Annotated in this window: 23 protein-coding genes; 12 read left to right on the top strand and 11 right to left on the bottom strand. The window is 65.7% G+C overall.

Annotation, left to right across the window (positions count from 1 at the left end):
• Positions 1 to 295: 295 nt before the first annotated feature.
• Positions 296 to 2,533, top strand: coding sequence for an NADP-dependent isocitrate dehydrogenase (locus AC07UK_RS12695; protein ID WP_436225032.1), 2,238 nt, complete (start codon positions 296 to 298; stop codon positions 2,531 to 2,533).
• An 84-nt stretch (positions 2,534 to 2,617) separates the two neighbouring features.
• Here the strand turns inward: AC07UK_RS12695 and AC07UK_RS12690 are convergent, their stop codons facing one another.
• Positions 2,618 to 2,845, bottom strand: coding sequence for a hypothetical protein (locus AC07UK_RS12690; protein ID WP_436225033.1), 228 nt, complete (start codon positions 2,843 to 2,845; stop codon positions 2,618 to 2,620).
• Between the two features lie 324 nt (positions 2,846 to 3,169).
• Here AC07UK_RS12690 and AC07UK_RS12685 point away from each other — a divergent pair, with 324 nt between their 5' ends.
• The 4 genes from AC07UK_RS12685 (at position 3,170) to AC07UK_RS12670 (ending at position 4,788) form a co-directional block, all read left to right on the top strand.
• A complete protein-coding gene (locus AC07UK_RS12685; RefSeq protein ID WP_010812830.1) occupies positions 3,170 to 3,373 on the top strand; it encodes a cold-shock protein in 204 nt (67 codons plus the stop codon).
• Between the two features lie 178 nt (positions 3,374 to 3,551).
• Positions 3,552 to 3,854, top strand: coding sequence for a hypothetical protein (locus AC07UK_RS12680; protein ID WP_013953528.1), 303 nt, complete (start codon positions 3,552 to 3,554; stop codon positions 3,852 to 3,854).
• A gap of 142 nt (positions 3,855 to 3,996) precedes the next feature.
• Positions 3,997 to 4,323 (top strand): hypothetical protein, encoded by a 327-nt coding sequence (locus AC07UK_RS12675; protein ID WP_041228690.1) that lies wholly within the window; start codon positions 3,997 to 3,999, stop codon positions 4,321 to 4,323.
• A gap of 90 nt (positions 4,324 to 4,413) precedes the next feature.
• On the top strand, positions 4,414 to 4,788 hold the full coding sequence (locus tag AC07UK_RS12670; protein WP_436225034.1) for a hypothetical protein: 375 nt from the start codon (positions 4,414 to 4,416) through the stop codon (positions 4,786 to 4,788).
• Positions 4,789 to 4,817: 29 nt separating this feature from the next.
• Here AC07UK_RS12670 and AC07UK_RS12665 read toward each other — a convergent pair whose 3' ends face one another.
• From AC07UK_RS12665 to AC07UK_RS12650, 4 genes are all read right to left on the bottom strand, one after another.
• Entirely contained in the window at positions 4,818 to 5,072 is a 255-nt protein-coding gene (locus AC07UK_RS12665) for a hypothetical protein (protein ID WP_013953525.1), read from the bottom strand.
• An 85-nt stretch (positions 5,073 to 5,157) separates the two neighbouring features.
• The gene (gene infA, locus AC07UK_RS12660; protein ID WP_008646230.1) at positions 5,158 to 5,379 is read right to left on the bottom strand and encodes a translation initiation factor IF-1; all 222 of its coding nucleotides are present in this window, start codon (positions 5,377 to 5,379) and stop codon (positions 5,158 to 5,160) included.
• A 98-nt stretch (positions 5,380 to 5,477) separates the two neighbouring features.
• Positions 5,478 to 5,702, bottom strand: a complete 225-nt coding sequence (locus AC07UK_RS12655) for a hypothetical protein (RefSeq protein WP_013953524.1) — start codon at positions 5,700 to 5,702, stop codon at positions 5,478 to 5,480.
• A 425-nt stretch (positions 5,703 to 6,127) separates the two neighbouring features.
• Positions 6,128 to 7,036 carry a LysR family transcriptional regulator gene (locus AC07UK_RS12650; RefSeq protein ID WP_436225035.1) on the bottom strand — a complete coding sequence of 303 codons (909 nt, stop codon included), beginning with the start codon at positions 7,034 to 7,036 and terminating at the stop codon, positions 6,128 to 6,130.
• Positions 7,037 to 7,187: 151 nt separating this feature from the next.
• On the opposite strand from AC07UK_RS12650, the gene AC07UK_RS12645 reads away from it, so the two are divergent.
• Entirely contained in the window at positions 7,188 to 7,865 is a 678-nt protein-coding gene (locus AC07UK_RS12645; RefSeq protein ID WP_436225036.1) for an isochorismatase family protein, read from the top strand.
• An 87-nt stretch (positions 7,866 to 7,952) separates the two neighbouring features.
• The gene (ycaC, locus tag AC07UK_RS12640; RefSeq protein WP_436225037.1) at positions 7,953 to 8,579 is read left to right on the top strand and encodes an isochorismate family cysteine hydrolase YcaC; all 627 of its coding nucleotides are present in this window, start codon (positions 7,953 to 7,955) and stop codon (positions 8,577 to 8,579) included.
• 83 nt (positions 8,580 to 8,662) lie between these two features.
• Here the strand turns inward: ycaC and AC07UK_RS12635 are convergent, their stop codons facing one another.
• The 4 genes from AC07UK_RS12635 to AC07UK_RS12620 all read right to left on the bottom strand — a co-directional run bounded on the left by AC07UK_RS12635 (position 8,663) and on the right by AC07UK_RS12620 (position 13,776).
• Positions 8,663 to 10,021, bottom strand: a complete 1,359-nt coding sequence (locus AC07UK_RS12635; protein WP_494686409.1) for an MFS transporter — start codon at positions 10,019 to 10,021, stop codon at positions 8,663 to 8,665.
• Between the two features lie 47 nt (positions 10,022 to 10,068).
• Positions 10,069 to 11,673 (bottom strand): benzoate-CoA ligase family protein, encoded by a 1,605-nt coding sequence (locus AC07UK_RS12630; RefSeq protein WP_436225039.1) that lies wholly within the window; start codon positions 11,671 to 11,673, stop codon positions 10,069 to 10,071.
• Positions 11,674 to 11,756: 83 nt separating this feature from the next.
• Positions 11,757 to 13,304, bottom strand: coding sequence for a 3,4-dehydroadipyl-CoA semialdehyde dehydrogenase (locus AC07UK_RS12625; protein WP_436225040.1), 1,548 nt, complete (start codon positions 13,302 to 13,304; stop codon positions 11,757 to 11,759).
• Between the two features lie 7 nt (positions 13,305 to 13,311).
• Entirely contained in the window at positions 13,312 to 13,776 is a 465-nt protein-coding gene (locus tag AC07UK_RS12620) for a DUF4863 family protein (protein ID WP_494686410.1), read from the bottom strand.
• Between the two features lie 88 nt (positions 13,777 to 13,864).
• Between AC07UK_RS12620 and AC07UK_RS12615 the strand changes: the two genes are divergently transcribed.
• The 4 genes from AC07UK_RS12615 (at position 13,865) to boxA (ending at position 19,554) form a co-directional block, all read left to right on the top strand.
• On the top strand, positions 13,865 to 14,827 hold the full coding sequence (locus AC07UK_RS12615) for a helix-turn-helix transcriptional regulator (protein WP_436225042.1): 963 nt from the start codon (positions 13,865 to 13,867) through the stop codon (positions 14,825 to 14,827).
• A gap of 171 nt (positions 14,828 to 14,998) precedes the next feature.
• Entirely contained in the window at positions 14,999 to 16,657 is a 1,659-nt protein-coding gene (boxC, locus tag AC07UK_RS12610) for a 2,3-epoxybenzoyl-CoA dihydrolase (RefSeq protein WP_436225043.1), read from the top strand.
• A gap of 45 nt (positions 16,658 to 16,702) precedes the next feature.
• Positions 16,703 to 18,130: a benzoyl-CoA 2,3-epoxidase subunit BoxB gene (gene boxB / locus AC07UK_RS12605; protein WP_114132953.1), complete on the top strand. Its 1,428-nt coding sequence runs from the start codon at positions 16,703 to 16,705 to the stop codon at positions 18,128 to 18,130.
• Positions 18,131 to 18,273: 143 nt separating this feature from the next.
• A complete protein-coding gene (boxA, locus tag AC07UK_RS12600; RefSeq protein WP_436225044.1) occupies positions 18,274 to 19,554 on the top strand; it encodes a benzoyl-CoA 2,3-epoxidase subunit BoxA in 1,281 nt (426 codons plus the stop codon).
• Between the two features lie 23 nt (positions 19,555 to 19,577).
• Here the strand turns inward: boxA and fusA are convergent, their stop codons facing one another.
• Both fusA and AC07UK_RS12590 read right to left on the bottom strand, forming a co-directional pair.
• Positions 19,578 to 21,632 carry an elongation factor G gene (gene fusA, locus AC07UK_RS12595; protein ID WP_494686411.1) on the bottom strand — a complete coding sequence of 685 codons (2,055 nt, stop codon included), beginning with the start codon at positions 21,630 to 21,632 and terminating at the stop codon, positions 19,578 to 19,580.
• Between the two features lie 208 nt (positions 21,633 to 21,840).
• A complete protein-coding gene (locus AC07UK_RS12590; protein WP_436225046.1) occupies positions 21,841 to 22,719 on the bottom strand; it encodes an oxidoreductase in 879 nt (292 codons plus the stop codon).
• 189 nt (positions 22,720 to 22,908) lie between these two features.
• Between AC07UK_RS12590 and gcvA the strand changes: the two genes are divergently transcribed.
• Positions 22,909 to 23,805, top strand: coding sequence for a transcriptional regulator GcvA (gene gcvA, locus AC07UK_RS12585; protein WP_436225047.1), 897 nt, complete (start codon positions 22,909 to 22,911; stop codon positions 23,803 to 23,805).
• The last annotated feature ends 4 nt before the right edge of the window (positions 23,806 to 23,809 follow it).

The following is a 23,809-nucleotide window of genomic DNA, read 5'->3' as shown; positions in this document are numbered from 1 at the left end:
CGGCGCCAAGTTTGACAGAACTGTGATCTGCGGGGCGCACGGCCCGGTCATGTTGCGCCGCAGCGTAGGCGCCATGCGGGCACCGTGCCGGTGCAATCTGCGAACAATCATGCTGCGCGGGCCGCCCAACGCGGCACCGGCGTCCGGATTTTTGCCGATAGCCGCGCAAAAAGCAGTGGGTTTTCAGGCCCCTGAAAGCAAACTGAGGCAAAATTCTACTTTTCGCCTAGTTTGCCGTCGGCTGTGACCCAGCAGGCGGATGTCCCACCACCCGTTCGAGGATCTGAGAGAAGCAATGAGTAACCAGCAACCCACCATCATCTACACGCTGACCGACGAAGCTCCGCTGCTGGCGACCAGTGCGTTCCTCCCGATCATCCAGACCTTCACCAAGCCGGCCGGCATCAACGTGACCACCAGCGACATCTCGGTGGCTGGCCGTATCCTGGGCGAATTCCCCGAATTCCTGACCGAAGCACAGCGCGTGCCGGACAACCTGGCCGAGCTGGGCAAGCTGACGCAGCTGCCGGACACCAACATCATCAAGCTGCCGAACATCAGCGCCTCGGTGCACCAGCTGGTGAGCGCCGTCCGTGAACTGCAGGGCAAGGGCTACAAGGTGCCGGACTATCCGGAAGACCCGAAGACCGACGAAGAAAAGGCGATCCAGAAGCGCTACTCCAAGTGCCTGGGCAGCGCCGTGAACCCGGTCCTGCGCGAAGGCAACTCCGACCGCCGCGCACCGGCAGCGGTCAAGAACTTCGCGCGCAAGCACCCGCACAGCATGGGCGAGTGGAGCATGGCTTCGCGCACGCACGTGGCGCACATGAAGCATGGCGACTTCTACCACGGCGAAAAGTCCATGACCCTGGACAAGGCGCGTGACGTCAAGATGGAACTGGTCACCAAGAGCGGCAAGACCATCGTGCTCAAGCCCAAGGTCTCGCTGCTGGATGGCGAGATCATCGACAGCATGTTCATGAGCAAGAAGGCGCTGTGCGACTTCTATGAAGAGCAGTTCGAAGACGCGCGCAAGACCGGCGTGATGCTGTCGCTGCACGTCAAGGCCACCATGATGAAGGTGTCGCACCCGATCGTGTTCGGCCACGCCGTCAAGATCTTCTACAAGGAAGCCTTTGCCAAGCACGGCGCGCTGTTCGATGAACTGGGCGTGAACGTCAACAACGGCCTGGTCAACCTGTACGAAAAGATCGAGTCGCTGCCCAGCTCCAAGCGCGAAGAGATCATCCGCGACCTGCACGCCTGCCACGAGCATCGCCCGGAACTGGCGATGGTGGATTCGGCCAAGGGTATCTCGAACCTGCACGCACCGAACGACGTGATCGTCGACGCTTCGATGCCGGCCATGATCCGCATCGGCGGCAAGATGTGGGGTGCCGACGGCCGTCCGAAGGACACCAAGGCCGTGATCCCGGAAAGCACCTTTGCCCGCATCTACCAGGAGATCATCAACTTCTGCAAGACCAACGGCAACTTCGACCCGACCACCATGGGCACCGTGCCCAACGTGGGCCTGATGGCGCAGAAGGCCGAAGAATACGGCTCGCACGACAAGACCTTCGAGATCGCCGAAGACGGCGTGGCCAACATCGTCGACCTGGCCACCGGTGAAGTGCTGCTGACGCAGGACGTCGAGCAGGGCGACATCTGGCGCATGTGCCAGGTCAAGGACGCGCCGATCCGCGACTGGGTCAAGCTGGCCGTCACGCGCGCGCGCAACTCGGGCATGCCGGCCGTGTTCTGGCTGGACCCGTACCGTCCGCACGAGGCCGAGCTGATCAAGAAGGTCGAGGCCTACCTGAAGGGCTACGACACCACCGGCCTGGACATCCAGATCATGTCGCAGGTGCGCGCCATGCGCTACACGCTCGAGCGCGTGATCCGCGGCCTGGACACCATCTCGGTGACCGGCAACATCTTGCGCGACTACCTGACCGACCTGTTCCCGATCATGGAACTGGGCACCAGCGCCAAGATGCTGTCGATCGTCCCGCTGATGGCGGGTGGCGGCATGTATGAGACCGGCGCCGGCGGTTCGGCACCGAAGCATGTCAAGCAGCTGGTGGAAGAGAACCACCTGCGCTGGGATTCGCTGGGCGAGTTCCTGGCGCTGGCGGTGTCGCTGGAAGACGTGGGCATCAAGACCGGCAACGCGCGCGCCAAGATCCTGGCCAAGACGCTGGATGCCGCTACCGGCAAGCTGCTGGACAACAACAAGAGCCCGTCGCCCAAGACCGGCCAGCTGGACAACCGCGGCAGCCAGTTCTACCTGGCGATGTACTGGGCGCAGGAACTCGCCGTCCAGTCGGAGGACGCAGAACTGGCCACCAAGTTCGCGCCGCTGGCCAAGACGCTGACCGACAACGAGCAGAAGATTGTTGGCGAACTGGGCGCCGTGCAGGGCAAGCCGGTGGATATCGGCGGCTATTATATGCCGGAAGCCGACAAGCTCAGCGCCGCAATGCGCCCGAGCCAGACGCTGAACGCCGCGCTGTCGACTGTGACGGCCTGACCGGACTGGCCCGCCTGGCGGGCCGGCAGGTGTCGCAACCCCGGGCCCTGGCCCGGGGTTTTTCTTTTTGCGCCGCAAATGGCGTTATGGCTGCTGCGCTTCTATATGGATGTCCCACCCCTGTTCCGGACCGCTCTTCTGGTCCCGGTAGGTCCAGAGCGCGCCGCAGTCCTGGCAGACGAAGCTGCTGATGGTGATGGCGGCGGAACCGGCGGGCTTGATGCGTCGGGTGTCGGTGATGCGCAGTGCCGCGTGCCCGGGGGCGCCGCGCACGTGGCGTTCAATGGCCTGGCAGGCAGTGCAGAGTGTCATCCGTGTCTGTTCCGTTCGGTCGGCCACTGTAGCATGCCGGCGCCTTCGGGGCCGGAAGTGGACGGGTACATGCGGCGCACACGGGATTTCGCCCAGCGAGACCCTCAACCCGCACTTTCCATGTGATTTAGGCCCGATCCGGTGAAGTTCATTGACATGCCTGAGTGGGGCCTGTATAAGGTTGAGTGCAGGATCTTTCAAGCAGCAACCTAGAAGTCCAGGTGCTTGCCCACACGGCGCCACTTTTTCTCCTTGTGTCTTCCTTGATCGTCATGCCTTGCCGGCGCTTTTGCCGGTGAGAAAAAACTTATTAAGGAATCCAACATGGAAACCGGTACCGTCAAGTGGTTTAACGATTCGAAGGGTTTTGGCTTCATTACGCCTGATGCAGGTGGCAACGACCTGTTCGCGCACTTCTCCGAAATCCAGGGCAACGGCTTCAAGTCGCTGCAAGAAGGCCAGAAGGTGCGTTACGTCGCTGGCGTCGGCCAAAAGGGCCCGGCCGCGACCAAGATCGAGCCGATCTGAATCGCACCGACCTGAGTTGAGCTGAGCGCCGAGGCGCCAGTCCAATGAAAAAAGCTCCGCCAACGCGGAGCTTTTTTATTTCCGTTGCCGCTATTCCCCGCAACGGTGAAATAAAGCCACTGCTGGCGCGGCAACAAGCGTAGAGTGGGGGCAGGATCACCAAACGGCGGAGGCTGCCATGGATATCTATCCGGCTGCAACTTACAAGGGCTACGACCTCTATCCCCTCGTGTACAAGCACGCCGCCGAGCGCATATGGCCCGAGCCGCGGCCCGACCGTTCCTTTGATGCTGCCGTGGTGATCTGCCTGGAAGGCGAGTCGCCCGAAGGCATGCAGGCGCGCACGTTCCGCCTGGACGCCGCACCGTGGGATAACGTCGGTGGTGCGCGGCGCGGTGCGTTGCGCTATGCCGAGGCCATCATCAATGGCGCGGTGCCGGGGGTATCGGTAACAACGGCCGGCGCGCCGATGGCGTCCTGAAGGTCCGACGACGGGCCCTGGCGCGGTGGTGCATTCTGCGCCGCTGACGCCCGCGCAGGGCCATGGCTCATGTCGTGCGCGTGATCCACATGAGTTCAGCAATCCTTCCCATCAGCGCGGCACGATGCCGCATGGAGATGTCGTGAGCGACAGCAGTCCCAGCCGCAGTCCCGGCAACACTGTTCCCGGCAGTACGCCCTTTGCCAGCTACAAGGGTTTCGATCTGTATCCCCTGGTTTATCGCCATCGGCCTGAGCAGGCCTGGCCGCGCATCAAGCCCGACAACAGCTTCCTCGCGTCGATCGTGATTTGCCGCGAGGGCTATCGCCCTGGCAGCGACCATGCGCGCGTGTACCCCATGGGCGAGTCGCGCTGGGAGAACATCGGCTCGGCGCGCCGCGGTGCGCTGCAGTTCGGCGAAGATATCATCAATGGCCTGGTCGCCGGCGAATCCGTGACGTCGATCTAGGTATCCGGTTCCGCAGCGGCCTGATACGGGCCGTTTGCGGAGCGGGGAAACAGGCGCGGCGCTATCCGTCAGACTGCAAGGAGTCCGTTCATGGACATGCGTTCGGGATCATCTGGTTTTCTGTGCACGTTGCCCGGTGAGGGCAAAGGCATCACCTATCACGTTGCAGTCTGCTTTATCGATGCGGAGCGTCCCACCGGGGTGCTGTTCACCAGCTTCGTGGGTGTGGGGCGGCGGTCGTTCGGCGTGCTGGCCGAGCAAGGCGCCCTGCAGGGTCAGCTTGCCGCCAGCGGCGAGGCGCTGTGCCGCCTGGCCATCGGCCAGGTGGTGCGCGACCAGTTGCATGACAAGGCGCGCGAGGGTGATTCGGTGCTGGACCTCGCCGCCGTGCCATGGGACGGCGAGCTGAGGCCGGTCGGCGCGGGGCTCAGGACGGCCCGGCCGCATGTGCGCGTGCTTGGCTGAGGCCGCACGCAGTCGTCAGGCCAGGTCAGTCAGATCTGGAATACCGGGTCGCCGTGGCGCTCCAGCAGCGCCTCGATCAGCGCCATGTCGGCGATCTCGGGAGTACGGTCTTCCACCGCGCGCGACGGCCCGCAATAGGTCGCCGTCACATGGCGCCTGACGGTCAGCACGCCTGACGCGGGCGGTGCGACTTCAACCGCCTGCCACGGTGCATGCCGGTAACTGCCTGCCTGCCAGCCTTCGGGCGTCAGGTGCACGGCTTCCCATTCTTCGATGACGGACATGATCGGTTCTCCTTGATTGAGGGATGAATCGTTAGCGGGACGGCACGCGCCGGCGCGGCGCATGCCATGGCGAGGGGACGCTGGCCTACGACTTGTGCCGGTAGTTGATGCGTCCCTTGGTAAGGTCATAGGGCGACATCTCCAGCGTGACGCGGTCGCCCGCCAGCACGCGGATGCGGTTCTTCTTCAGCCGCCCGGACGAATACGCCCAGACTTCGAAGCCGTTTTCCAGGATCACGCGGAAACGGTTGTCGGGCAGGACTTCCGACACCTTGCCGCCAAATTCGACCAGTTCTTCTTTTGCCAAGGAGGCTCCTTGCTGTAGCCGCGCCGCTTGTGCGCGAGCTGTTGTGACGGCCAACTGGACACCAACTGGCCGATGGGATGGGGCTTGCGATGCCTGGCTTACTGCTGGCGCAGGCGTGCCGCGGCGCGTTCGCCGGCACGGCGGGCTGACTGCCTCGCGCGGGCTTCAGAGCGGTGCGTGTCGTGGCGCATTGCCACGTTGGCGACGATGCGTTCGGCGCCATTGCGGTATTCCGCAATCATGTAGGTCGCGAACCAGAGGCCGGGTTCCTGCTGGATGGGATAGACGGAAACGGTGTAAGGGGTAGGGTTGATTCGATTCAATGTGATGCCTGTTCATGGGCGCGGCCGCAGGTGGCGCGGTGCATCGGGTCGCCGATGCTGAGCGTCGCGCGGTGGCGGCCGTTCGCCGTTGCTGTGTGCCAGCGTCGGGCCCGCGCGGCAGCACGGGCGTTGAATCTGGCGTGAAGTGGACCATGCCTGCGCAAGCCGATGCGCCGGGTACAGGGGCGATCGTTGCGGAGCGGACATGCCGCCGGTCAGATAAGGGTGATGGGCCGTTCGGCCCAAAGACGCATCGGGTGTACGCCCGATATGCCGCCGCTGAATGCTTTTGTGAGATTGTCTTGCGGCTGGCGCACGGATGTCGGGCGTTGCCGATCCGTGCATAGAATGTCGAATGATACCACTTCCGGGCCAATCCTGCCCGCGTGACGGGCAGTGCCCCTGATGTCGCCGCCTTGCGGTGCTTAGAGTTCGCTGATCTGCGCGAAGCGCTGCGACAGGAAGTCGATCAGTTCACGCACCGAAGGCAGCAGCCCGCGCCGTGACGGGAACACGGCGTGGATCACGCCGCCCCTGACCGACCAGTCCGGCAGGACCTTCACCAGCCGCCCATCGCGCAGCTCGTCGGTCATCATCATGACCGGCAGCTGCACGATGCCGGCACCGGCCACGGCCGCGGTGCGCAGCATGATCATGTCGTCGGTGACCAGCCGGGGCTTGTGGTGCAGGTCGGCGCTGGCGCCATCGGGGCCATACAGCGACCAGGTGTGCGAGGGGCGCGGCGGGCCCAGGTCCAGCGTTGGCAGCGCGTTGAGGTCCGCGGGCGCCAGCAGCGGCCCCTGGCCGGCCACCAGCGCCGGGCTGGCCACGAAGCACCAGGCGCGCTCGGCCAGCACGCGCATCACCAGGTCGCTGTCTTCCAGTGGCGGCACGCGCACGCGGATGGCCAGGTCGATCCCCTCCGCCACCACGTCCACGCGCCGGTTGGTGGCTTCCAGGTGCACGATGACCTTGGGGTTCGCCGCCATGAAATCCGCAATCATGTCGCCCACGCGCGCGTGCAGCAGCGCCACCGGGCAGCTCATGCGCACCAGGCCGCTGGGTTCGGCGCGGGTTTGCACGATCGCGCTCTCGGCCGCTTCGGCCTCCACCAGCATGGCCTTGCAGTGGGCGTAATACGTCTGTCCCAGTTCTGTCACGGAGAAGCGCCGCGTCGAGCGCTGGATCAGGCGCACGCCCAGGCGTTCTTCCAGCATGGCCACACGCCGGCTCAGTTTGGACTTGGGTATGCCGAGCACGCGCCCGGCAGGCGCAAAGCCCTGGTGGTCGACTACCTGCGCGAAGTAATACAGGTCATTCAGGTCGGGATGCAAGCGGGCGGCTCCTGTCGTCCTGCCAGTAGGACGCTGAGGGCAGATTTTCCGTCCTACCGGTGCGATCTGCCAAGACCTATGCTTTGCCCACACGGTCGGCTTGGGACTGCCCCGAGTCGCCGGTTTCGCCAACCGCATAGGAGAACGCCATATGACCACACCCGCGAATTTCAACGGCAAGCGTCCGGTACTGGATCCCGCCGATACGGCCATGCTGCTGATCGACCACCAGAGCGGCCTATTCCAGACCGTTGGCGACATGCCGATGCCTGAGCTGCGCGCCCGTGCGGCCGCGCTGGCCAAGATGGCGACGCTGTGCAAGCTGCCGGTGGTCACCACGGCATCCGTGCCGCAAGGCCCGAACGGCCCGCTGATCCCGGAGATCCACGAAAACGCCCCCCATGCCAAATACGTCGCGCGCAAGGGCGAGATCAACGCCTGGGACAACCCCGACTTTGTCGCCGCGGTGCGTGAGACCGGCAAGAAGACCCTGATCATCGCCGGCACCATCACCAGCGTGTGCATGGCGTTCCCGTCGATCAGCGCGGTGGCCGACGGCTACAAGGTGTTCGCCGTGGTGGATGCCTCGGGCACCTATTCCAAGATGGCGCAGGAAATCACCCTGGCACGCATCGTCCAGGCCGGCGTGGTGCCGATGGATACCGCCGCCGTGGCCTCCGAGCTGCAGCAGAGCTGGAACCGCCCCGACGCGCAGCAATGGGCCGAGGTCTACACGCAGATCTTCCCGGCGTACCGCCTGCTGATCGAAAGCTATCTCAAGGCCCAGGACGTGGAGAAGAACCACGAGATCCTGGACTCCAAGCGCTGACGCCAGGCCGGCAACGGCCTGCACACCCCGGGTGTGGACCCGCGGCCTTCGCTGCGGGTCCGCGCCTTCTGTTCACAGGAGAACGTCATGAGCAAGCCCTACAAGCGCCTGGACAAGAGCCAGGCCGCCGTCCTGATGGTCGATCACCAGGCCGGCCTGCTGTCGCTGGTGCGGGATATCGAGCCCGACAAGTTCAAGAACAACGTGCTGGCACTGGCCGACCTGGCCAAGTACTTCAAGCTGCCGACCGTCCTGACCACCAGCTTCGAGGATGGCCCCAACGGACCGATGGTGCCCGAGCTCAAGGCCATGTTCCCCGACGCGCCGTTCATTCCGCGCCCGGGCCAGATCAACGCCTGGGATAACGAGGACTTCGTGGCCGCGGTGCGTGCCACCGGCAAGAAGCAGCTGCTGATCGCCGGCGTGGTCACCGAGGTGTGCGTGGCCTTCCCGGCGTTGTCGGCGATTGAAGAGGGTTTCGAAGTCTTTGTCGTGACCGATGCCTCTGGCACTTTCAACGAAATCACGCGCGATTCGGCCTGGCGACGGATGTCTGACGCTGGCGCGCAGCTGATGTCGTGGTTCGGCGTGGCTTGCGAACTGCATCGCGACTGGCGCAACGACATCGAGGGTCTGGGCACGCTGTTCTCGAACCATATTCCGGACTATCGGAATTTGATTACGGCGTACACGGCGGTGAAGGGCAGCAAGTAAGCTACGTTCTTCAGCAAGCTGCCGGTTTGCTCCCCTCTCCCGCTTGCGGGAGAGGGGAGCACCCAAGTGGCAAGCAAGGTCCCTCAGGCTTCCTTCACAGACCCCCTCACCGGCGGCGCAGCGACTTCCGCCTGCGCCGACGCCGACCTCCGGTGATTGATCATCGACACCGCCCCCACCGCAATCACCGCCGGGATCGCCATCGCCAGGAAGTTCTGCTGCAGCGGCAACGACATCCCCACCAGCACGCCGATCACGATCGGTGCCAGGATGGCGCCGCTGCGTCCCACGCCGGAAGCCCAGCCGATGCCGGTGCCGCGCACTGCCATCGGATAGAACTGGCCCGCATAGGCATAGGTGACGATCTGCGTGCCGATGGTGGAAGCACCTGCCAGGCCCACCACGACGAATAGCGCTGCGCTGGGCATCGGGTAGCCCAGCAGCGTGATCGACACCGCGGCCAGCGAGTACATAGCGATCAGCACGTACTTGATCGGCAGCCGGTCGGCCAGCCAGCCGCCACCGATCGCGCCGAGCATGGCGCCGAAGTTCAGCACCAGCACGAAAGTCAGCGCCGAGCCCAGGCTGTAGCCCGCGCCGGCCATCAGCTTGGTCAGCCACGAGCTGAGCGCGTACACCATGAACAGGCACATAAAGAACGCCACCCAGAACATCACCGTGCTGAAGCCGCGGCCGTCCTGGAACAGGCGGCGGATCGGCGCGCTGCCGGCTTTGTCGTCCGCAGCCAGCGTGAAGACGTCGCCGGCTTGCGCGCGATGCGACGGCACCAGGCGCGATACCACGGATTGCAGAGCGTCGGTCTGGCCGGTGCGGATCAGGTAGGGCATCGACTCCGGCAGCGAGCGCAGCACCAGCGGGACCAGCAGCACCGGCAGGCCGGCGGCGAGAAAAACCGACTGCCAGCCATAGCTTTCGATCAGCCCCTTGCCCAGCAGCGCGGCCAGCATGCCGCCGACCGAATAGCCGCTGAACATCAGCGTCACCAGCGTGCCGCGCAGCTTGCGTGGCGAGTACTCGGTCATCTGCGCCACCACGTTTGGCATCACGCCGCCGATGCCCAGGCCTGCGAGAAAGCGCGTGATGCTGAACGTTACCGGGTCGCTGGTAGAGCCAGCCGCCGCGGTGAAGACGCTGAATAGCGCAATACAGATGGCGATGGCGCGCCTGCGGCCGATGCGGTCGGCCACGGTGCCAAGGAAGATCGCGCCGAACATCATGCCGAACAGCGCCGAGCTGACCATGAAGCCCGCGCTGGTGGCGGTCACGCCCATCTGCTTCATGATCGATGGCAGCGCGATGCCGGCCACGGCCAGGTCATAGCCGTCGAAGATGATGATGATTGCGCACCAGAACAGGATAAGCGCATGGAAGCGGTTGAAGCGGGCCTCGTCGGCCAGCTTGTGGGCATCGATATGACGCATGGTTTGTCTCCGGTATGGTGGTATGACGGGGCGGGCGGCGTTGCCGCTCACGCCACCGCGACGGCGCGCTCTGCGGCGGCCTTCAGTTCGCGTTCGCGCAGCATGAAGCGCTGGATCTTGCCGGTGGCGGTCTTGGGCAGTGCCTCGACAAACTCGATTGCGCGCGGGTACTTGTAGGCGGCCAGCCGCTCCTTGACGAAGGCCTTCAGTTCGTCGTCGCTCAGCTGCGTCCCCGCCTTCAGCACCACGAAGGCCTTGGTCTTGATCAGTCCTTCATGGTCGGGTACGCCGATCACCGCGGCTTCCAGCACGGCCGGGTGCTGCACCAGCGTGGCTTCGACCTCGAACGGCGATACGTAGATGCCGCTGACCTTGAGCATGTCGTCGCTGCGCCCGGCGTAGCTGTAGGTGCCGTCGGGGTTGCGCACGTACTTGTCGCCGCTCTTGGTCCAGCCGCCACGGAAGGTCTCGCGCGACTTCTCGCGGTTGGCCCAGTACATCATGGCGGCGCTGGGGCCCTGGATATAGAGGTCGCCGATTTCGCCGTCGGGCACCGGGCGGCCGTCTTCGTCGCGCAGTTCGATGGTGTAGCCCGGCACCGGCCACCCGGTGGTGCCGTAGCGCACCTGGCCGGGCCGGTTCGACAGGAAGATATGCAGCATCTCGGTGGAGCCGATGCCGTCGATGATCTCGCAGCCGAAATGTGCGGTGAAGCGCTGGCCGATGTCGGCGGGCAACGCCTCGCCGGCGGACGAGCACAGCCGCAGCGCCACCTCGTCGCGCCCGGGCAGCACCGGCGATGCGAGCATGCCGGCATAGCCCGTGGGCGCGCCGAAGAATACGGTCGGCTTCTGCTCGCGCCAGCGGCGGAAGGTGGCTTCGGGCGTGGGCCGCTCGGCCATCAGCAATACCGTCGCGCCCACGCTGAGCGGGAAGCTGAGGCCGTTGCCGAGCCCGTAGGCGAAATAGAGCTTGGCCGCGGAAAAACAGATGTCGTGTTCCTGCAGGCCGAGCACGGGACCCGCATACAGGCCGGCCGTCCAGTACGGATTGCCGTGGCTGTGCACCACGCCCTTGGGCTGCCCGGTCGAGCCGGACGAATAGAGCCAGAAGCCGGGATCGTCGGGACTGGTCGCGGCAGGCGCGGACAACGGCGTTTGCGTGGCGAGCACGGTATCTAGCGCCACCATGCCGTCCGCCAGCGCCCCGCGCGCCCGCGACACGAACACCTTGCCGACTTCATGCCCGGGCCGCGCCAGCGCTTCCTGCAGCAGCGGCAGCAGCGCGGCCGAGACCAGTACCGCCTGCGCGCGGCTGTGCTGCAGCATGTAGACGTAGTCGTCGGCGGTCAGCAGCGTATTCACGGCAACCGGCACGATGCCGGCATACATCGCGCCCAGGAAGCACACCGGCCAGTCGGTGCAGTCGTGCATCAGCAGCAGCACGCGCTCCTCGCGGCGGATGCCGGCATCAAGCAGCGCGGCGGCCAGGCGCCGAACCTGCTGCGCCAGTTCGCCATAGGTAAGCTGGCCGTCGTCGTCGATATACGCGGCCTTGCCGGCGCGCGCCGCGTTGCAGCCGAGCAGGTGCGCCGCAAAGTTGAACGACGTCCCCGGCGGCTGGACCGGGACGTCTGCGGTGATGGCGGTCATGCGTGTCTCCCCGTTTCTGGTGTACGGTGTGCTGCGCGCCGCCATGCGGACGTGGCGGCGCGGTAAAGCCGGATGGCTGACTGTCAGGCGAGGGTGTCGAGCACTGCGGTGCTGGCCTGGATGGCGCTGCGACGGTGGTAGAAGTTCAGCGCGCGCAGGCCGCCCAGTTCCTCGCCGCCGCCGGCGCGGCCGGGGCCGCCGTGCAGCGATTGCGGCATCACGTTGCCATGGCCGGTGTGCAGTTGCGCGACGTCGGGCGAGATCACATGCACGCGGCCGTGGCTGTCGGCCAGCTCCACCGCGGCGGTGCCCAGCGCGGCAGCGTCGTTGCCATAGAGCGATGTCACCAGCGAGCCCTGGCCGCGGCGCACCAGCGCGAGCGCGTGGACGGTATCCCGGTAGGGCAGCAGGGTGGCTACAGGGCCGAAGACTTCGGTGTCATGCACCGCGGCGGCGGCGTCCGCATCGTTGACGCCGAGCAAGATCGGGCCGATGCAGCAGGCCACGGCGGGATCGGCATCGACCAGCGGGTGCTGCGTGCCGTCATGCAGCACCTGTGCTTGCTTGCGCAGGTTTGCCAGGCCTTCCTGTACGGCGTTGAACTGTGCGCGGCTGACCAGCGCGCCCATGCGCACGGCGTCGTTGCGCGGGTTGCCCACGGTGACTTTCGACAGGCGCGCACCGATGGCCTCGGCAGCTTGCGCGAACAGCGCCTCGGGCACGAACACGCGCCGGATCGCGGTGCATTTCTGGCCTGACTTGACCGTCATCTCTCGCACCACTTCCTTGACCAGCAGGTCGAAGGCGGCGGTGTCCGGGCCATCGCTTGGCAGCAATACCGCGGAATTGATGCTGTCCGCCTCGATATTCACGCGTACCGAGCGCTGTGCGATCGCCGGATGCGAACGGATCACCGCAGCCGTATCGGCCGAACCGGTGAACGACACCACGTCGAACGGCTGCAACTGGTCGAGCAGTCCGGCCGAGCTGCCGCACACCACCGACAGTGCTCCTGCAGGCAGCACGCCGGCCTCAACCACGTCGCGCACCATGCGCTGGGTCAGCCAGGCAGTGGCCGTGGCGGGTTTGACGATCACTGGCACGCCAGCCAGCAGCGCGGGCGCGGCCTTTTCCCACAGGCCCCAGCTCGGGAAGTTGAAGGCATTGATAAACAGCGCCACGCCGCGCGTCGGCACGAGCACGTGCTGCGATTGGAACAGCGGATCCTTGCCAAGTCGCGCGGCCTCGCCGTCGAGCAGGTAATGCCGGTCGCCGGGCATGTCGCCCAGCTTTGCATACGTGCCCACCGTGAAGATGCCGCCGTCGATGTCGACCGCCGAGTCGTTCTTGACGGTACCGCTGTTGGCGGTGGCGATCTCATAGTAGGCGTCGCGGTTGGCCTGCAGCACCTTGACGACTTCGGCCAGCAGCGCGGCGCGCTGGCGGTAGGTCAGTGCGCGCAGTGCGGCACCGCCCTGTTCCCGCGCAAAGGCGAAACCGGCCGCCAGGTCCAGCCCGGTGGCGTCCACGCGCACCAGCTCATCGTCGAGCACCGGATCGAACAGCGCCGTGCCGGTGCCGCTGCCGGCCTGCCACTTGCCGCCGAGGTAGTTGGAAAGCAATTCAGTCATGGGGATCTCAGCGCGTGAAGTCGATGCGGCCTTCCGGCAGCAGGTAGAGCACCAGCGCGCGGCCGTTGCTGACGGTGGGGCGGTGGGCGCTGCCCGGCGGGCACACCAGCCAGCCGGCCGGGCGGCCGTCGAACTGTGCATCGCCCTCGAGCGGCATGATCAGGTCGATCTCGCCGTTGGGATGGGTATGGTGCGGGCCGGCAATGTCCTGCATGTCGACCACGTCGACGGAAAAGCCGTGCAGGTCGTCGGCAGGCTTGAAGATGCGGCCGTAGCGGATGCCGCCGCCTTCACGGTCGCACAGCCAGCCTTCGGCCACGCCGGCCTGGCAGGCTTCCTTCAGTTGCTGGTAGGTGGTGCTGCCGGCGCCGTGCTCGGCATTGAGCCAGGCATCGAGTGCGGTATCCAGCGGGCGGCCTGCCAGTTGCGTGGTGAGCTGCGCGATCTGGCTGCGGAATTCTGTGGGGGACATGGTGAGGGGCTCCGTCTGATTCGCCAGTTGCTATCGCTGGCTTCATGCATTATTGTGCATGTATGAAAAATAGAGCCGCGCAGAGATCATGTCAAGCACTATATTGCATAAAGCTGGGTTAACCCCGGAAACCGACCTGCATCATGATTCAGATGCAAGCGCTGCCAACGGCACTGAGAAGAACCCGTTCCTGGTTGCGCTGGGCGAGCGCGTGCGCGAGTTGCGCGCCTGCCGCGGCCTGACCCGAAAGGCCGCCGCGCAGGCCGCCGGCGTGTCGGAGCGGCACCTGGCCAACCTGGAATACGGCAGCGGCAACGCTTCCATCCTGGTGCTGCAACACATTGCCGATGCGCTGCAGTGCTCGCTGGCCGGGCTGCTGGGCGACGTCACCACGTCGTCGCCTGAATGGATCCTGTTGCGCGAGCTGCTGGAGCACCGTGACGAAGCCACGCTGCGGCGCGTGCGCATTGCCGTGGGCGAGATGCTCGGCACGGGTGGCGAGAATGCCGGCCAGGCCGCGCGCAGCCCGCGCGTGGCGCTGATCGGGCTGCGCGGCGCCGGCAAGACCACGCTTGGCGGGATGCTGGCCGAAGACCTGGACTTCCCCTTTGTCGAGCTGAGCCGCGAGATCGAGAAGTTTGCCGGCTGCAGCATTGCCGAGATCCAGGGCCTCTACGGCATGAACGCTTACCGCCGCTACGAACGCCGCGCAGTGGAAGAGGCCATTCAGATCTATCCCGAAGCCGTGATCGCCACGCCGGGCGGACTGGTGTCAGACCCGGCCACCTTCAATTTGCTGCTCGCCCATTGCACCACGGTCTGGCTGCAGGCCGACCCGGAAGACCATATGGAGCGCGTGCGCGCGCAGGGCGACTTCCGGCCGATGGCGGCCAGCAAGGAGGCGATGGAAGACCTGCGCCATATCCTGGCAGGCCGCGCGGCCTTCTATTCCAAGGCGGAGTTCTCGCTGGACACCAGTGCGCAGCCGCTGGAGCCGACCTTTGCCGCGCTGCGCGAACTTGTGCGCAAGGCGTTGCGCATGCCGGGCTGATGCAGAAGCATCACTAACTGGCTTCGTATCGAACGCTTAGGAGCATTTCACGGCGCTTCTCTAAAAATCTGCACAATAGTGCTTGCAGAAAATCTGATTGATGAACTATAGTTCGTATCACCAGATTCCTGTTAATGCACGATAGTGCAGTTCCGCAGAGGAGACAACGCCGTGACCATCGCCCCCCGCGTCGACTACCAGACCGACCCTTCCCAATACAAGCACCTGAAGCTGAAGTTCGAGGGCCCTGTCGCCACGCTCGCGGTGGACATCGACGAGAACGCCGGCCTGCGACCTGGCTACAAGCTCAAGCTCAACAGCTACGACCTTGGCGTCGACATCGAACTGAACGACGCGCTCAACCGCGTCCGCTTCGAGCATCCGGAAGTGCGCACGGTGGTCGTCACCAGCGGCAAGGACAAGGTGTTCTGCTCCGGCGCCAATATCTTCATGCTCGGCGTCAGCAGCCATGCGTGGAAGGTCAACTTCTGCAAGTTCACCAACGAGACCCGCAATGGCATCGAGGACTCCTCGGCGCACAGCGGCCTGAAGTTCCTGGCCGCGGTCAACGGCGCCTGCGCCGGCGGCGGCTATGAACTGGCGCTGGCCTGCGACGAGATCCTGCTGGTGGACGACCGCTCGTCTGCCGTCAGCCTGCCGGAAGTGCCGCTGCTGGGCGTGCTGCCCGGCACCGGCGGCCTGACCCGCGTGACCGACAAGCGCCATGTGCGCCATGACCTGGCCGATATCTTCTGCACGACCACCGAAGGCGTGCGCGGCCAGCGTGCCAAGGACTGGCGCCTGGTCGACGACATCGCCAAGCCCGCCGTGTTCGCGCAGAAAGTGCAGGAGCGCGCGCTGGCGCTGGCCGGGCAGAGCGACCGCCCGGCCGACGGCAAGGGCGTGGCGCTGGCCCCGATCGAGCGCACCATCGAAGCCGATGCGCTGCGCTACACGCATGTGACGATCGAGATCGACCGCGCCGGCCGCACCGCCACCTTTACCGTCAAGGCGCCGACGGGCACGCAGCCGCAGAACATCGATGAGATCGTTGAGGCCGGCGCCGCCTGGTACCCGCTGCAACTGGCGCGCGAACTGGAAGACGCGATCCTGTCGATGCGCACCAATGAACTGGACATCGGCACCTGGCTGATCAAGACCAGCGGCGACGCCGCCGCGGTGCTGGCCACTGACGCCACGCTGCTGGCGCACAAGGACCACTGGCTGGTGCGCGAGACCATCGGCCTGCTGCGCCGCACGCTGAGCCGCCTTGATGTGTCGTCGCGCAGCCTGTTCGCGCTGATCGAGCCGCAATCGTGCTTTGCCGGCACCTTCCTGGAACTGGCGCTGGCCTGCGATCGCAGCTACCACCTGGCACTGCCGGACGACGAGGACCGCGCACCGAAGATCACGGTGGCGGAAGTCAACTTCGGCCTGTACCCGATGGCAACCGGCCAGAGCCGCCTGGGCCGCCGCTTCTACGACGAGCAGCCCGCGCTGGATGCCGTGCGCGCCAGGGCCGGCCAGCCGCTCGATGCCGATGCCGCCTATGCGCTCGGCCTGGTCACCGCCAACCCCGACGACATCGACTGGACCGATGAAGTGCGCATCGCGCTGGAAGAACGCGTCGCGATGTCGCCCGATGCGCTGACCGGCATGGAAGCCAATCTGCGCTTCAACGGCCAGGAGAACATGTTCACCCGCATCTTTGGCCGCCTGACCGCGTGGCAGAACTGGATCTTCCAGCGCCCCAACGCAGTGGGCGAAAAGGGTGCGCTCAAGGTCTACGGCAAGGGCGACAAGGCCGCCTTCGACTGGAACCGCGTCTGATCCAGCCTTACACGACAACCGAATCGTTCTCTGAAGGAGACCTCCATGTCCGGCATCAACTACAGCGACAAGATCCCCAACAACGTCAACCTGAGCGAAGACCGCACCCTGCAGCGCGCGCTCGAGCAATGGCAGCCCAACTACCTGAGCTGGTGGAACGACATGGGCCCGGAAGGCTCGCACCAGCATGACATCTACCTGCGCACCGCGATCAGCGTCGATCCGCAGGGCTGGGCCCACTTCGGCCACGTCAAGATGCCGGACTACCGCTGGGGCATCTTCCTGAACCCGGCCGAGGCCAACCGCAAGATCCATTTCGGCGACCACAAGGGCGAAGACGCCTGGCAGGACGTGCCCGGCGAATACCGTGCCAACCTGCGCCGCATCATCGTGACGCAGGGCGATACCGAGCCGGCGTCGGTCGAGCAGCAGCGCCACCTGGGCCTGACCGCGCCCAGCATGTACGACCTGCGCAACCTGTTCCAGGTGAACGTGGAAGAGGGCCGCCACCTGTGGGCCATGGTCTACCTGCTGCACAAGTACTTCGGCCGCGACGGCCGCGAGGAAGGTGAAGCGCTGCTGGAACGCCGCAGCGGCCAGCAGGACAACCCCCGCATCCTGCAGGCGTTCAATGAGCAGACCCCGGACTGGTTGTCGTTCTTCATGTTCACCTACTTCACCGACCGCGACGGCAAGTTCCAGCTGTGCGCGCTCGCCGAAAGCGCCTTCGATCCGCTGGCACGCACGACCAAGTTCATGCTGACCGAGGAAGCGCACCACATGTTCGTGGGCGAATCGGGCGTGTCGCGTGTCATCCAGCGCACCTGCCAGGTGATGAACGAACTCAAGACCGACGATCCCGCGAAGCTCCGCGCAGCCGGCGTGATCGACCTGCCGACGCTGCAGCGCTACCTGAACTTCCACTACAGCGTCACCATCGACCTGTTCGGCGCCGATGAGTCCAGCAACGCCGCCACCTTCTACAGCACCGGCCTCAAGGGCCGCTACGAAGAAGGCAAGCGTATGGACGACCACGTGCTCAAGGGCCAGACCTACCGCATCCTGCAGGCGCAGAACGGCCAGCTGACCGAGAAGGAAGTGCCGATGCTCAACGCGCTCAATGAAGTGCTGCGCGATGACTACATCAAGGACAGCATGGGCGGCGTGGAGCGCTGGAACAAGGTGATCGAGAAGGCCGGCATCCCGTTCCGCCTGAAGGTCCCGCACAAGGCCTTCCACCGCAATATCGGCGCGCTCGCAGGCGTCAAGGTTTCGCCGGACGGCCGTGTGATCTCCGATGCCGAATGGCGCGACTTCCGCGACCAGTGGCTGCCCAGCGAAGGCGACCGCGCCTTCGTCGCCAGCCTGATGGGCCGCGTGGTAGAGCCGGGCAAATTCGCCAACTGGATCGCGCCGCCGGTGATGGGCATCAACCGCCAGCCGGTGGACTTCGAGTACGTGCGCTTCAACTGAGCCACGGCCTTACCCATTGCTCCCTGTTTGCTCCCCTCTCCCGCTTGCGGGAGAGGGGCCGGGGGAGAGGGCTGGCGCGTCTATGAACCGCCGCTGCAACAACGACCCTCACCCCGAACGCCCCTGATCCTGTGGAGACCGCCATGGACATGGCAGAAATTCAAGTCATCAAGCAGCACCTGATCGATCCCGAGATCTGCATCCGCTGCAACACCTGCGAAGCGACCTGCCCGGTGGGGGCGATCACGCACGACTCGCGCAACTACGTGGTCGATGCCGACAAGTGCAACCTGTGCATGGCCTGCATTTCCCCGTGCCCGACGGGCTCGATCGACAACTGGCGCGCCATGCCGAAGCTGCGCGCCTACAGCATCGAAGAGCAACTCACCTGGGACACGCTGCCGGAAGAACTGACGCCCGAGCAGCTGGCCGACCTGGCACCCGGCGCCGAGATGCAGACCGCCGCGCCGGAGATTCCCGTCGCGTCGCCGCTGGCCGGCACCGGCGAAGACGCCGTCAACAGCGCCCGCTACGGCGCCACCGTGCCGCCGTGGTCCGCTGCGCATGCCTACACCAACCTGTACGGCGCCAAGTCCGCCAACAAGACCATCACCGCTACCGTGACCGGCAATGTGCGCGTGACCGAAGTCGGCCGCGAATACGACACGCACCACATCGTGCTGGACTTTGGCGCGACCCCATTCCCGGTGCTGGAAGGCCAGTCCATCGGCATCGTGCCGCCGGGCACCGACGCCAGCGGCCGCCCGCACCATGCGCGCCAGTATTCAATTGCCAGCCCGCGCAACGGCGAGCGCCCCGGCTACAACAACCTGTCGCTGACGATCAAGCGCGTGCTGCAGGACCACGACGGCAATTCGGTGCGCGGCGTGGCCTCCAACTACATGTGCGACCTGAAGGTCGGCGACAAGGTGGAAGTGATCGGACCGTTCGGCGCCAGCTTCCTGATGCCCAACCACCCGCGCTCCAACATCGTGATGATCTGCACGGGCACCGGCAGCGCGCCGATGCGCGCCATGACTGAATGGCGCCGGCGCCTGCGCAAGGCCGGCAAGTTCGACGGCGGCAAGCTGATGCTGTTCTTCGGCGCGCGCACGCAGGAGGAGCTGCCTTATTTCGGCCCGCTGCAGAACCTGCCCAAGGATTTCATCGACATCAACCTGGCGTTCTCGCGCACGCCGGGGCAGCCCAAGCGCTATGTGCAGGACCTGATGCGCGAGCGCGCGGCGGACCTGGCGGCACTGCTGGCCAGCCCTGACACGTACTTCTATGTGTGCGGGCTCAAGAGCATGGAAGAAGGCGTGGTGCTGGCGCTGCGGGACGTATCGCAGCAGGCGGGGCTGCAGTGGGAGGCGCTGGCTGAAGGGTTGAAGCGGGAAGGGCGGCTGCATCTGGAAACGTACTAGATGCAGCCGCGGGCGCGAACCCCTCAATCCGTATCCTGCTGCGCCTTGTGCTTCGATGCCATCTTGTCCTGCTGCCCCGGCGGCACGTTGTCGTAGTGGCTGAACTGGATGGTATAGCTGCCGTGGCCGCCGGTGATGCTGTTCAGCCGTGACTGGTAGTCGTTGAGCTCGGACAGCGGTACCTGGCCGGCCACGACCACGGCGTTGCCGGCCGCGGTGCGCGTGCCATGGACCTGGCCGCGCTTGGTGGAAAGGTCGCCGATGATGTCGCCCATGGCGGTGCCCGGCGCCGTCACCTCGATGTCGACGATCGGCTCCAGCACGCTGGGCCTGGCCTTGAGCACCGCGTCGATAAACGCCTTGCGTCCGGCGGTCGCGAACGCGACTTCCTTGGAATCGACCGGATGGCTCTTGCCGTCGAACACGGTCACGCGCACGTCCTGCATCGGGAAGCCCGCGAGCGGGCCGCTGTCCAGCACCTGGCGGATGCCTTTTTCCACGGCGGGGATGAACTGGCCGGGAATCGCGCCACCCTTGACCGCATCGACGAAGTCGAAGCCTTCGCCGCGCGACAGCGGCTCCACGCGCAGCATCACTTCGCCGAACTGCCCGGCGCCGCCGGTCTGCTTCTTGTGCCGGTGATGGCCCTCGGCCTTGCCGCCGATGGTCTCGCGGTAGGCGATCTTGGGCGGGCGCGTCACCACCTCCACCTTGTACTGCTCGGTCAGCCGTTCCAGCGCGCAGCGCAGGTGGAACTCACCCAGGCCGAACACCACGGTCTCGTTGGTGCCAGCCGGATGTTCCACGCGCAGGCACGGGTCTTCCGCGCTCAGCTTGTGCAGTACCTCCGCCAGCCGCTGCTCGTTGCCGCGGCGCGCCGGCTCGATCGCCAGCCCGTAGATCGGCGTGGGGAATTCCAGCGGCGTCAGGTGGATATCGCCGTCGTCGGTGGCATCGTGCAGCACGGCATCGAAGCCGAGCTCATCGATCTTGGCCACCGCACAGATATCGCCCGGCCCGGCGCGCGGCACTTCCTGTGTCTCCTTGCCTCGCAGCCGCAGCAGGTGCGCCACCTTGAACGGCTGGCGTCCTTCGCCGATATAGAGCTGGCTGTCGCGCGTGATCGTGCCCTGGTGGATGCGAAACACCGCCAGCTTGCCGACATAGGGATCGATGACCATCTTGAAGACGTGCGCCAGCACATGCTTGTCCGGCACGGGCTCCGCACGCACGGCCTTGCGGTGTTCGCTGCCTTCACCCGTATCGCGATAGAACAGCGGCGGATTGCCCTCGGTGGGATTGGGCAGCAGTCGCACGAACACATCCAGCAGCTCGGTGATGCCGGCGCCCGTCGCCGCCGAGGTAAAGCAGATTGGCACCAGGTGGCCTTCGCGCAGCGCGCGCTCGAACGGCGCGTGCAACTGCTCCGGCGTGATCGCCTCGCCTTGTTCCAGGTACAGCTCCATCAACTCGGGATCGATCTCGATGACCTGGTCGATCAGCGCATCGTGCGCGGAAGGCACAGATAAAAAATCCGACTCGCCGGCCGGATTGAAGAAGCAGTCAACCACCTTGCTGCCGTTGTCGGCCGGCAGGTTGATCGGCAGGCATTCCTTGCCGAAGGCCTCCTGGATCTCCGTCAGCAGCGCGGGCAGGGCGACCTTGTCGCCGTCGATGCCGTTGATGATGATCATCCGGCACAGCTGGCGCGCCTGCGCCCAGGCCATGGCCCGGCGCGTGGTCATCTCGATGCCGGTCTGCGCATTGATGACGATGGCAGCGGTTTCCACCGCCGCCAGTGCGCTGATCGCCAGCCCGGAGAAGTCCGGGTAGCCGGGGGTATCGACCAGGTAGATGCGGGTGTCGCGGTAGTGCAGGTGGGCGACCGCGGACGTCAGCGAGCGTTTGTACTTGCGCTCCAGCGGATCGCTATCGCACACCGTGGAACCGCGTTCGATGCTGCCGGGCGTGTGCACGGCACCGCCCTTGTACAACAGTGCCTCGGCCAGCGAGGTCTTGCCGCACCCCGCGTGCCCGAGCAGGGCGACGGTGCGGATGGCATCGGGACTATCGTGCATGTTGGCTCTCGGTTCGTCCGGCAATGACTCTCAGGGCATTATTGGCGAAATTCGCCGGAAGCGACATACGCGGATGCCCGACACCGTGCAATGGCGGACGCAAGATGGACCGCAAGTGGCGAGGCCGGCGCTCGGCCGGCCTTGTTTCGCGGCTCGCACGGCTTGCCTGCGCTGCAGCAAACCGTGCGCTGGTGCGCCGCAGCAAAGATCAGTGGCGCACGTCGTCGTGGTCGGTCGACACCGCCAGCGCCTGCCACGCGGCCAGTTCGCTTTCTACCTGGCGGTTCTTCTCGGTGATGCGGTAGACCGTGTCCGAGCCCAGCGGCAGGCGCACCGGCGGGGTTTCGCTGTCGGCCAGGGTCAGCAGGGCTGCCGCCAGCTTGGCAGGGTCGCCGGGCTGCTGGTGATTCGCCGAAGTCATGTGCTCGCGCATTGCGCCGACCGTATCGGCGTACGCAGCGATCTCGGTGCGGACGCGCACCAGCGAGCTGGCATCGAGGAAGTCGGTGCGGAAGAAGCCCGGCTCGACCACGGTGGCGCGGATGCCCAGCGGCGACAGTTCCGCATCGAGCGCTTCGGTCAGACCCTCCACCGCGAACTTGGTGGCGCCATAGACACCCCAGCCGGGATACGCGGCGTAGCCACCGATCGACGAGATGTTGAGGATGCGGCCGCTGCGCTGCCGGCGCATCTGAGGCAGCACGGCACGCGTCACGGTGAGCACGCCGAACACGTTGGTGGCGAACTGCTGCTCGACTTCCTGCGCGGAGGCCTCTTCGACCGCGCCCAGCAGGCCGTAGCCGGCGTTGTTGACCAGCACGTCGATGCGCCCGAAGCGGGCGACGGCGGCCTCTGCGGCGGCGATCGCCTGGGCTTCGCTGGTGACGTCCAGCGCCACGCCCAGCAGGTTGGCGTGTTCGCCCAGTGCGGCGGTGATCGTTTCCGGGCGGCGCGCGGTGGCGACGACCCGGTCGCCACGTGCCAGCGCGGCACGGGTCAGTTCCAGGCCGAAGCCGCGCGAAGCGCCGGTAATGAACCAGACCTTGCTGGTGGCATTGACAGTGGTGTTGGTGGTGTTGGCGGACATGGTGAATCTCCTTTCAGGGTGCTCGGTTTGACTGCGATGTCTGATGGCGGGGGCCACGGAGGCAAATTTAGGCTGGCGACGCCCGCAACACTAGGCGGTGCAATCGCGTTTCAATGACAACTACGAGTTGTGAATGAAAAGCCAGCGCGTCGATTGAGCAAACCTCAACCGTATGGCAGACTCGCCGGCATGGACAAACTGCCCCCACTGAACGCCTTGCGCGCCTTCGAGGCGGCCGCGCGGCACCTCAGCATCACCACGGCTGCCGAGGAGCTGCACGTCACGCCCGGCGCCGTCAGCCGCCAGATCCGCGCGCTGGAGGAGGGGTTGGGCGTGCAGCTGCTGCATCGCGGCCACCGGCAGATCTCGCTCACGCGCACCGGCGAGGACTACTACCGTGCCGTGACCAAGGCGATGGACGACCTGCGCGAGGCCACACGGCGATTGAGCAAGCGCGCCAAGCGCAAGCAGCTGAAGGTGCGCGCGTACACCACCTTTGCCATGCGCTGGCTGATCCCGCGGCTGTCGAGCTTCCATGCGGCCAATCCCGGCATCGAGGTGCTGCTGACGGCGTCGCTCGATCCGGTCGACTTCCGCAAGGAAGACATCGACGGCGCGATCCGGCTGGGTGACGGCAAGTGGAGCGGCGTGAATACTTACCGGCTGGTGTCGAACATCCTGGTGCCGGTATGCAGCCCGGGGCTGATGGACGGCGGGCCGAAGGTGAAGAAGCCCGCTGACCTCCAGCACCAGACCCTGCTGCACTCGATCGCACGGCCTGACGACTGGGCCCACTGGCTCAAGGCCGCGCGCGCGGACAAAGAGGTCGATGCGCACAGCGGCATGACCTACCAGAGCTCGGCCATGGCCTATGCGGCCGCGGTCGAAGGGCAGGGCTTTGCCATCGCGCAGCGCTTCCTGGTGGCGGCGGATCTCGACGCCGGCCGGCTGGTGGCGCCGTTCCGCCAGACCGTGGACATGGGCGACTTCACCTACTACCTGCTGACGCCGGCAGACCGCAAGGAAAGCGCGAGCATGGCGGTGTTCCGGCAGTGGCTGCTGGCGCAGTTTGACGCTCAGGGTTGAGAGC

Source organism: Cupriavidus sp. GW821-FHT07C08, from assembly GCF_059419025.1.
The sequence above is the reverse complement of the archived record's forward strand: the minus strand, read 5'-3'. Positions and strand labels throughout refer to the sequence as shown.

What these genes read in the sequence shown, in the direction of transcription:
- AC07UK_RS12695 (WP_436225032.1), top strand. Translation starts at nt 296, where the DNA reads ATGAGTAACCAGCAACCCACCATCATCTACACGCTGACCGACGAAGCT.
- AC07UK_RS12690 (WP_436225033.1), bottom strand. Translation starts at nt 2,845, where the DNA reads ATGACACTCTGCACTGCCTGCCAGGCCATTGAACGCCACGTGCGCGGC.
- AC07UK_RS12685 (WP_010812830.1), top strand. Translation starts at nt 3,170, where the DNA reads ATGGAAACCGGTACCGTCAAGTGGTTTAACGATTCGAAGGGTTTTGGC.
- AC07UK_RS12680 (WP_013953528.1), top strand. Translation starts at nt 3,552, where the DNA reads ATGGATATCTATCCGGCTGCAACTTACAAGGGCTACGACCTCTATCCC.
- AC07UK_RS12670 (WP_436225034.1), top strand. Translation starts at nt 4,414, where the DNA reads ATGGACATGCGTTCGGGATCATCTGGTTTTCTGTGCACGTTGCCCGGT.
- AC07UK_RS12665 (WP_013953525.1), bottom strand. Translation starts at nt 5,072, where the DNA reads ATGTCCGTCATCGAAGAATGGGAAGCCGTGCACCTGACGCCCGAAGGC.
- AC07UK_RS12645 (WP_436225036.1), top strand. Translation starts at nt 7,188, where the DNA reads ATGACCACACCCGCGAATTTCAACGGCAAGCGTCCGGTACTGGATCCC.
- ycaC (WP_436225037.1), top strand. Translation starts at nt 7,953, where the DNA reads ATGAGCAAGCCCTACAAGCGCCTGGACAAGAGCCAGGCCGCCGTCCTG.
- AC07UK_RS12635 (WP_494686409.1), bottom strand. Translation starts at nt 10,021, where the DNA reads ATGCGTCATATCGATGCCCACAAGCTGGCCGACGAGGCCCGCTTCAAC.
- AC07UK_RS12630 (WP_436225039.1), bottom strand. Translation starts at nt 11,673, where the DNA reads ATGACCGCCATCACCGCAGACGTCCCGGTCCAGCCGCCGGGGACGTCG.
- AC07UK_RS12625 (WP_436225040.1), bottom strand. Translation starts at nt 13,304, where the DNA reads ATGACTGAATTGCTTTCCAACTACCTCGGCGGCAAGTGGCAGGCCGGC.
- AC07UK_RS12620 (WP_494686410.1), bottom strand. Translation starts at nt 13,776, where the DNA reads ATGTCCCCCACAGAATTCCGCAGCCAGATCGCGCAGCTCACCACGCAA.
- AC07UK_RS12615 (WP_436225042.1), top strand. Translation starts at nt 13,865, where the DNA reads ATGTCAAGCACTATATTGCATAAAGCTGGGTTAACCCCGGAAACCGAC.
- boxB (WP_114132953.1), top strand. Translation starts at nt 16,703, where the DNA reads ATGTCCGGCATCAACTACAGCGACAAGATCCCCAACAACGTCAACCTG.
- boxA (WP_436225044.1), top strand. Translation starts at nt 18,274, where the DNA reads ATGGACATGGCAGAAATTCAAGTCATCAAGCAGCACCTGATCGATCCC.
- fusA (WP_494686411.1), bottom strand. Translation starts at nt 21,632, where the DNA reads ATGCACGATAGTCCCGATGCCATCCGCACCGTCGCCCTGCTCGGGCAC.
- AC07UK_RS12590 (WP_436225046.1), bottom strand. Translation starts at nt 22,719, where the DNA reads ATGTCCGCCAACACCACCAACACCACTGTCAATGCCACCAGCAAGGTC.
- gcvA (WP_436225047.1), top strand. Translation starts at nt 22,909, where the DNA reads ATGGACAAACTGCCCCCACTGAACGCCTTGCGCGCCTTCGAGGCGGCC.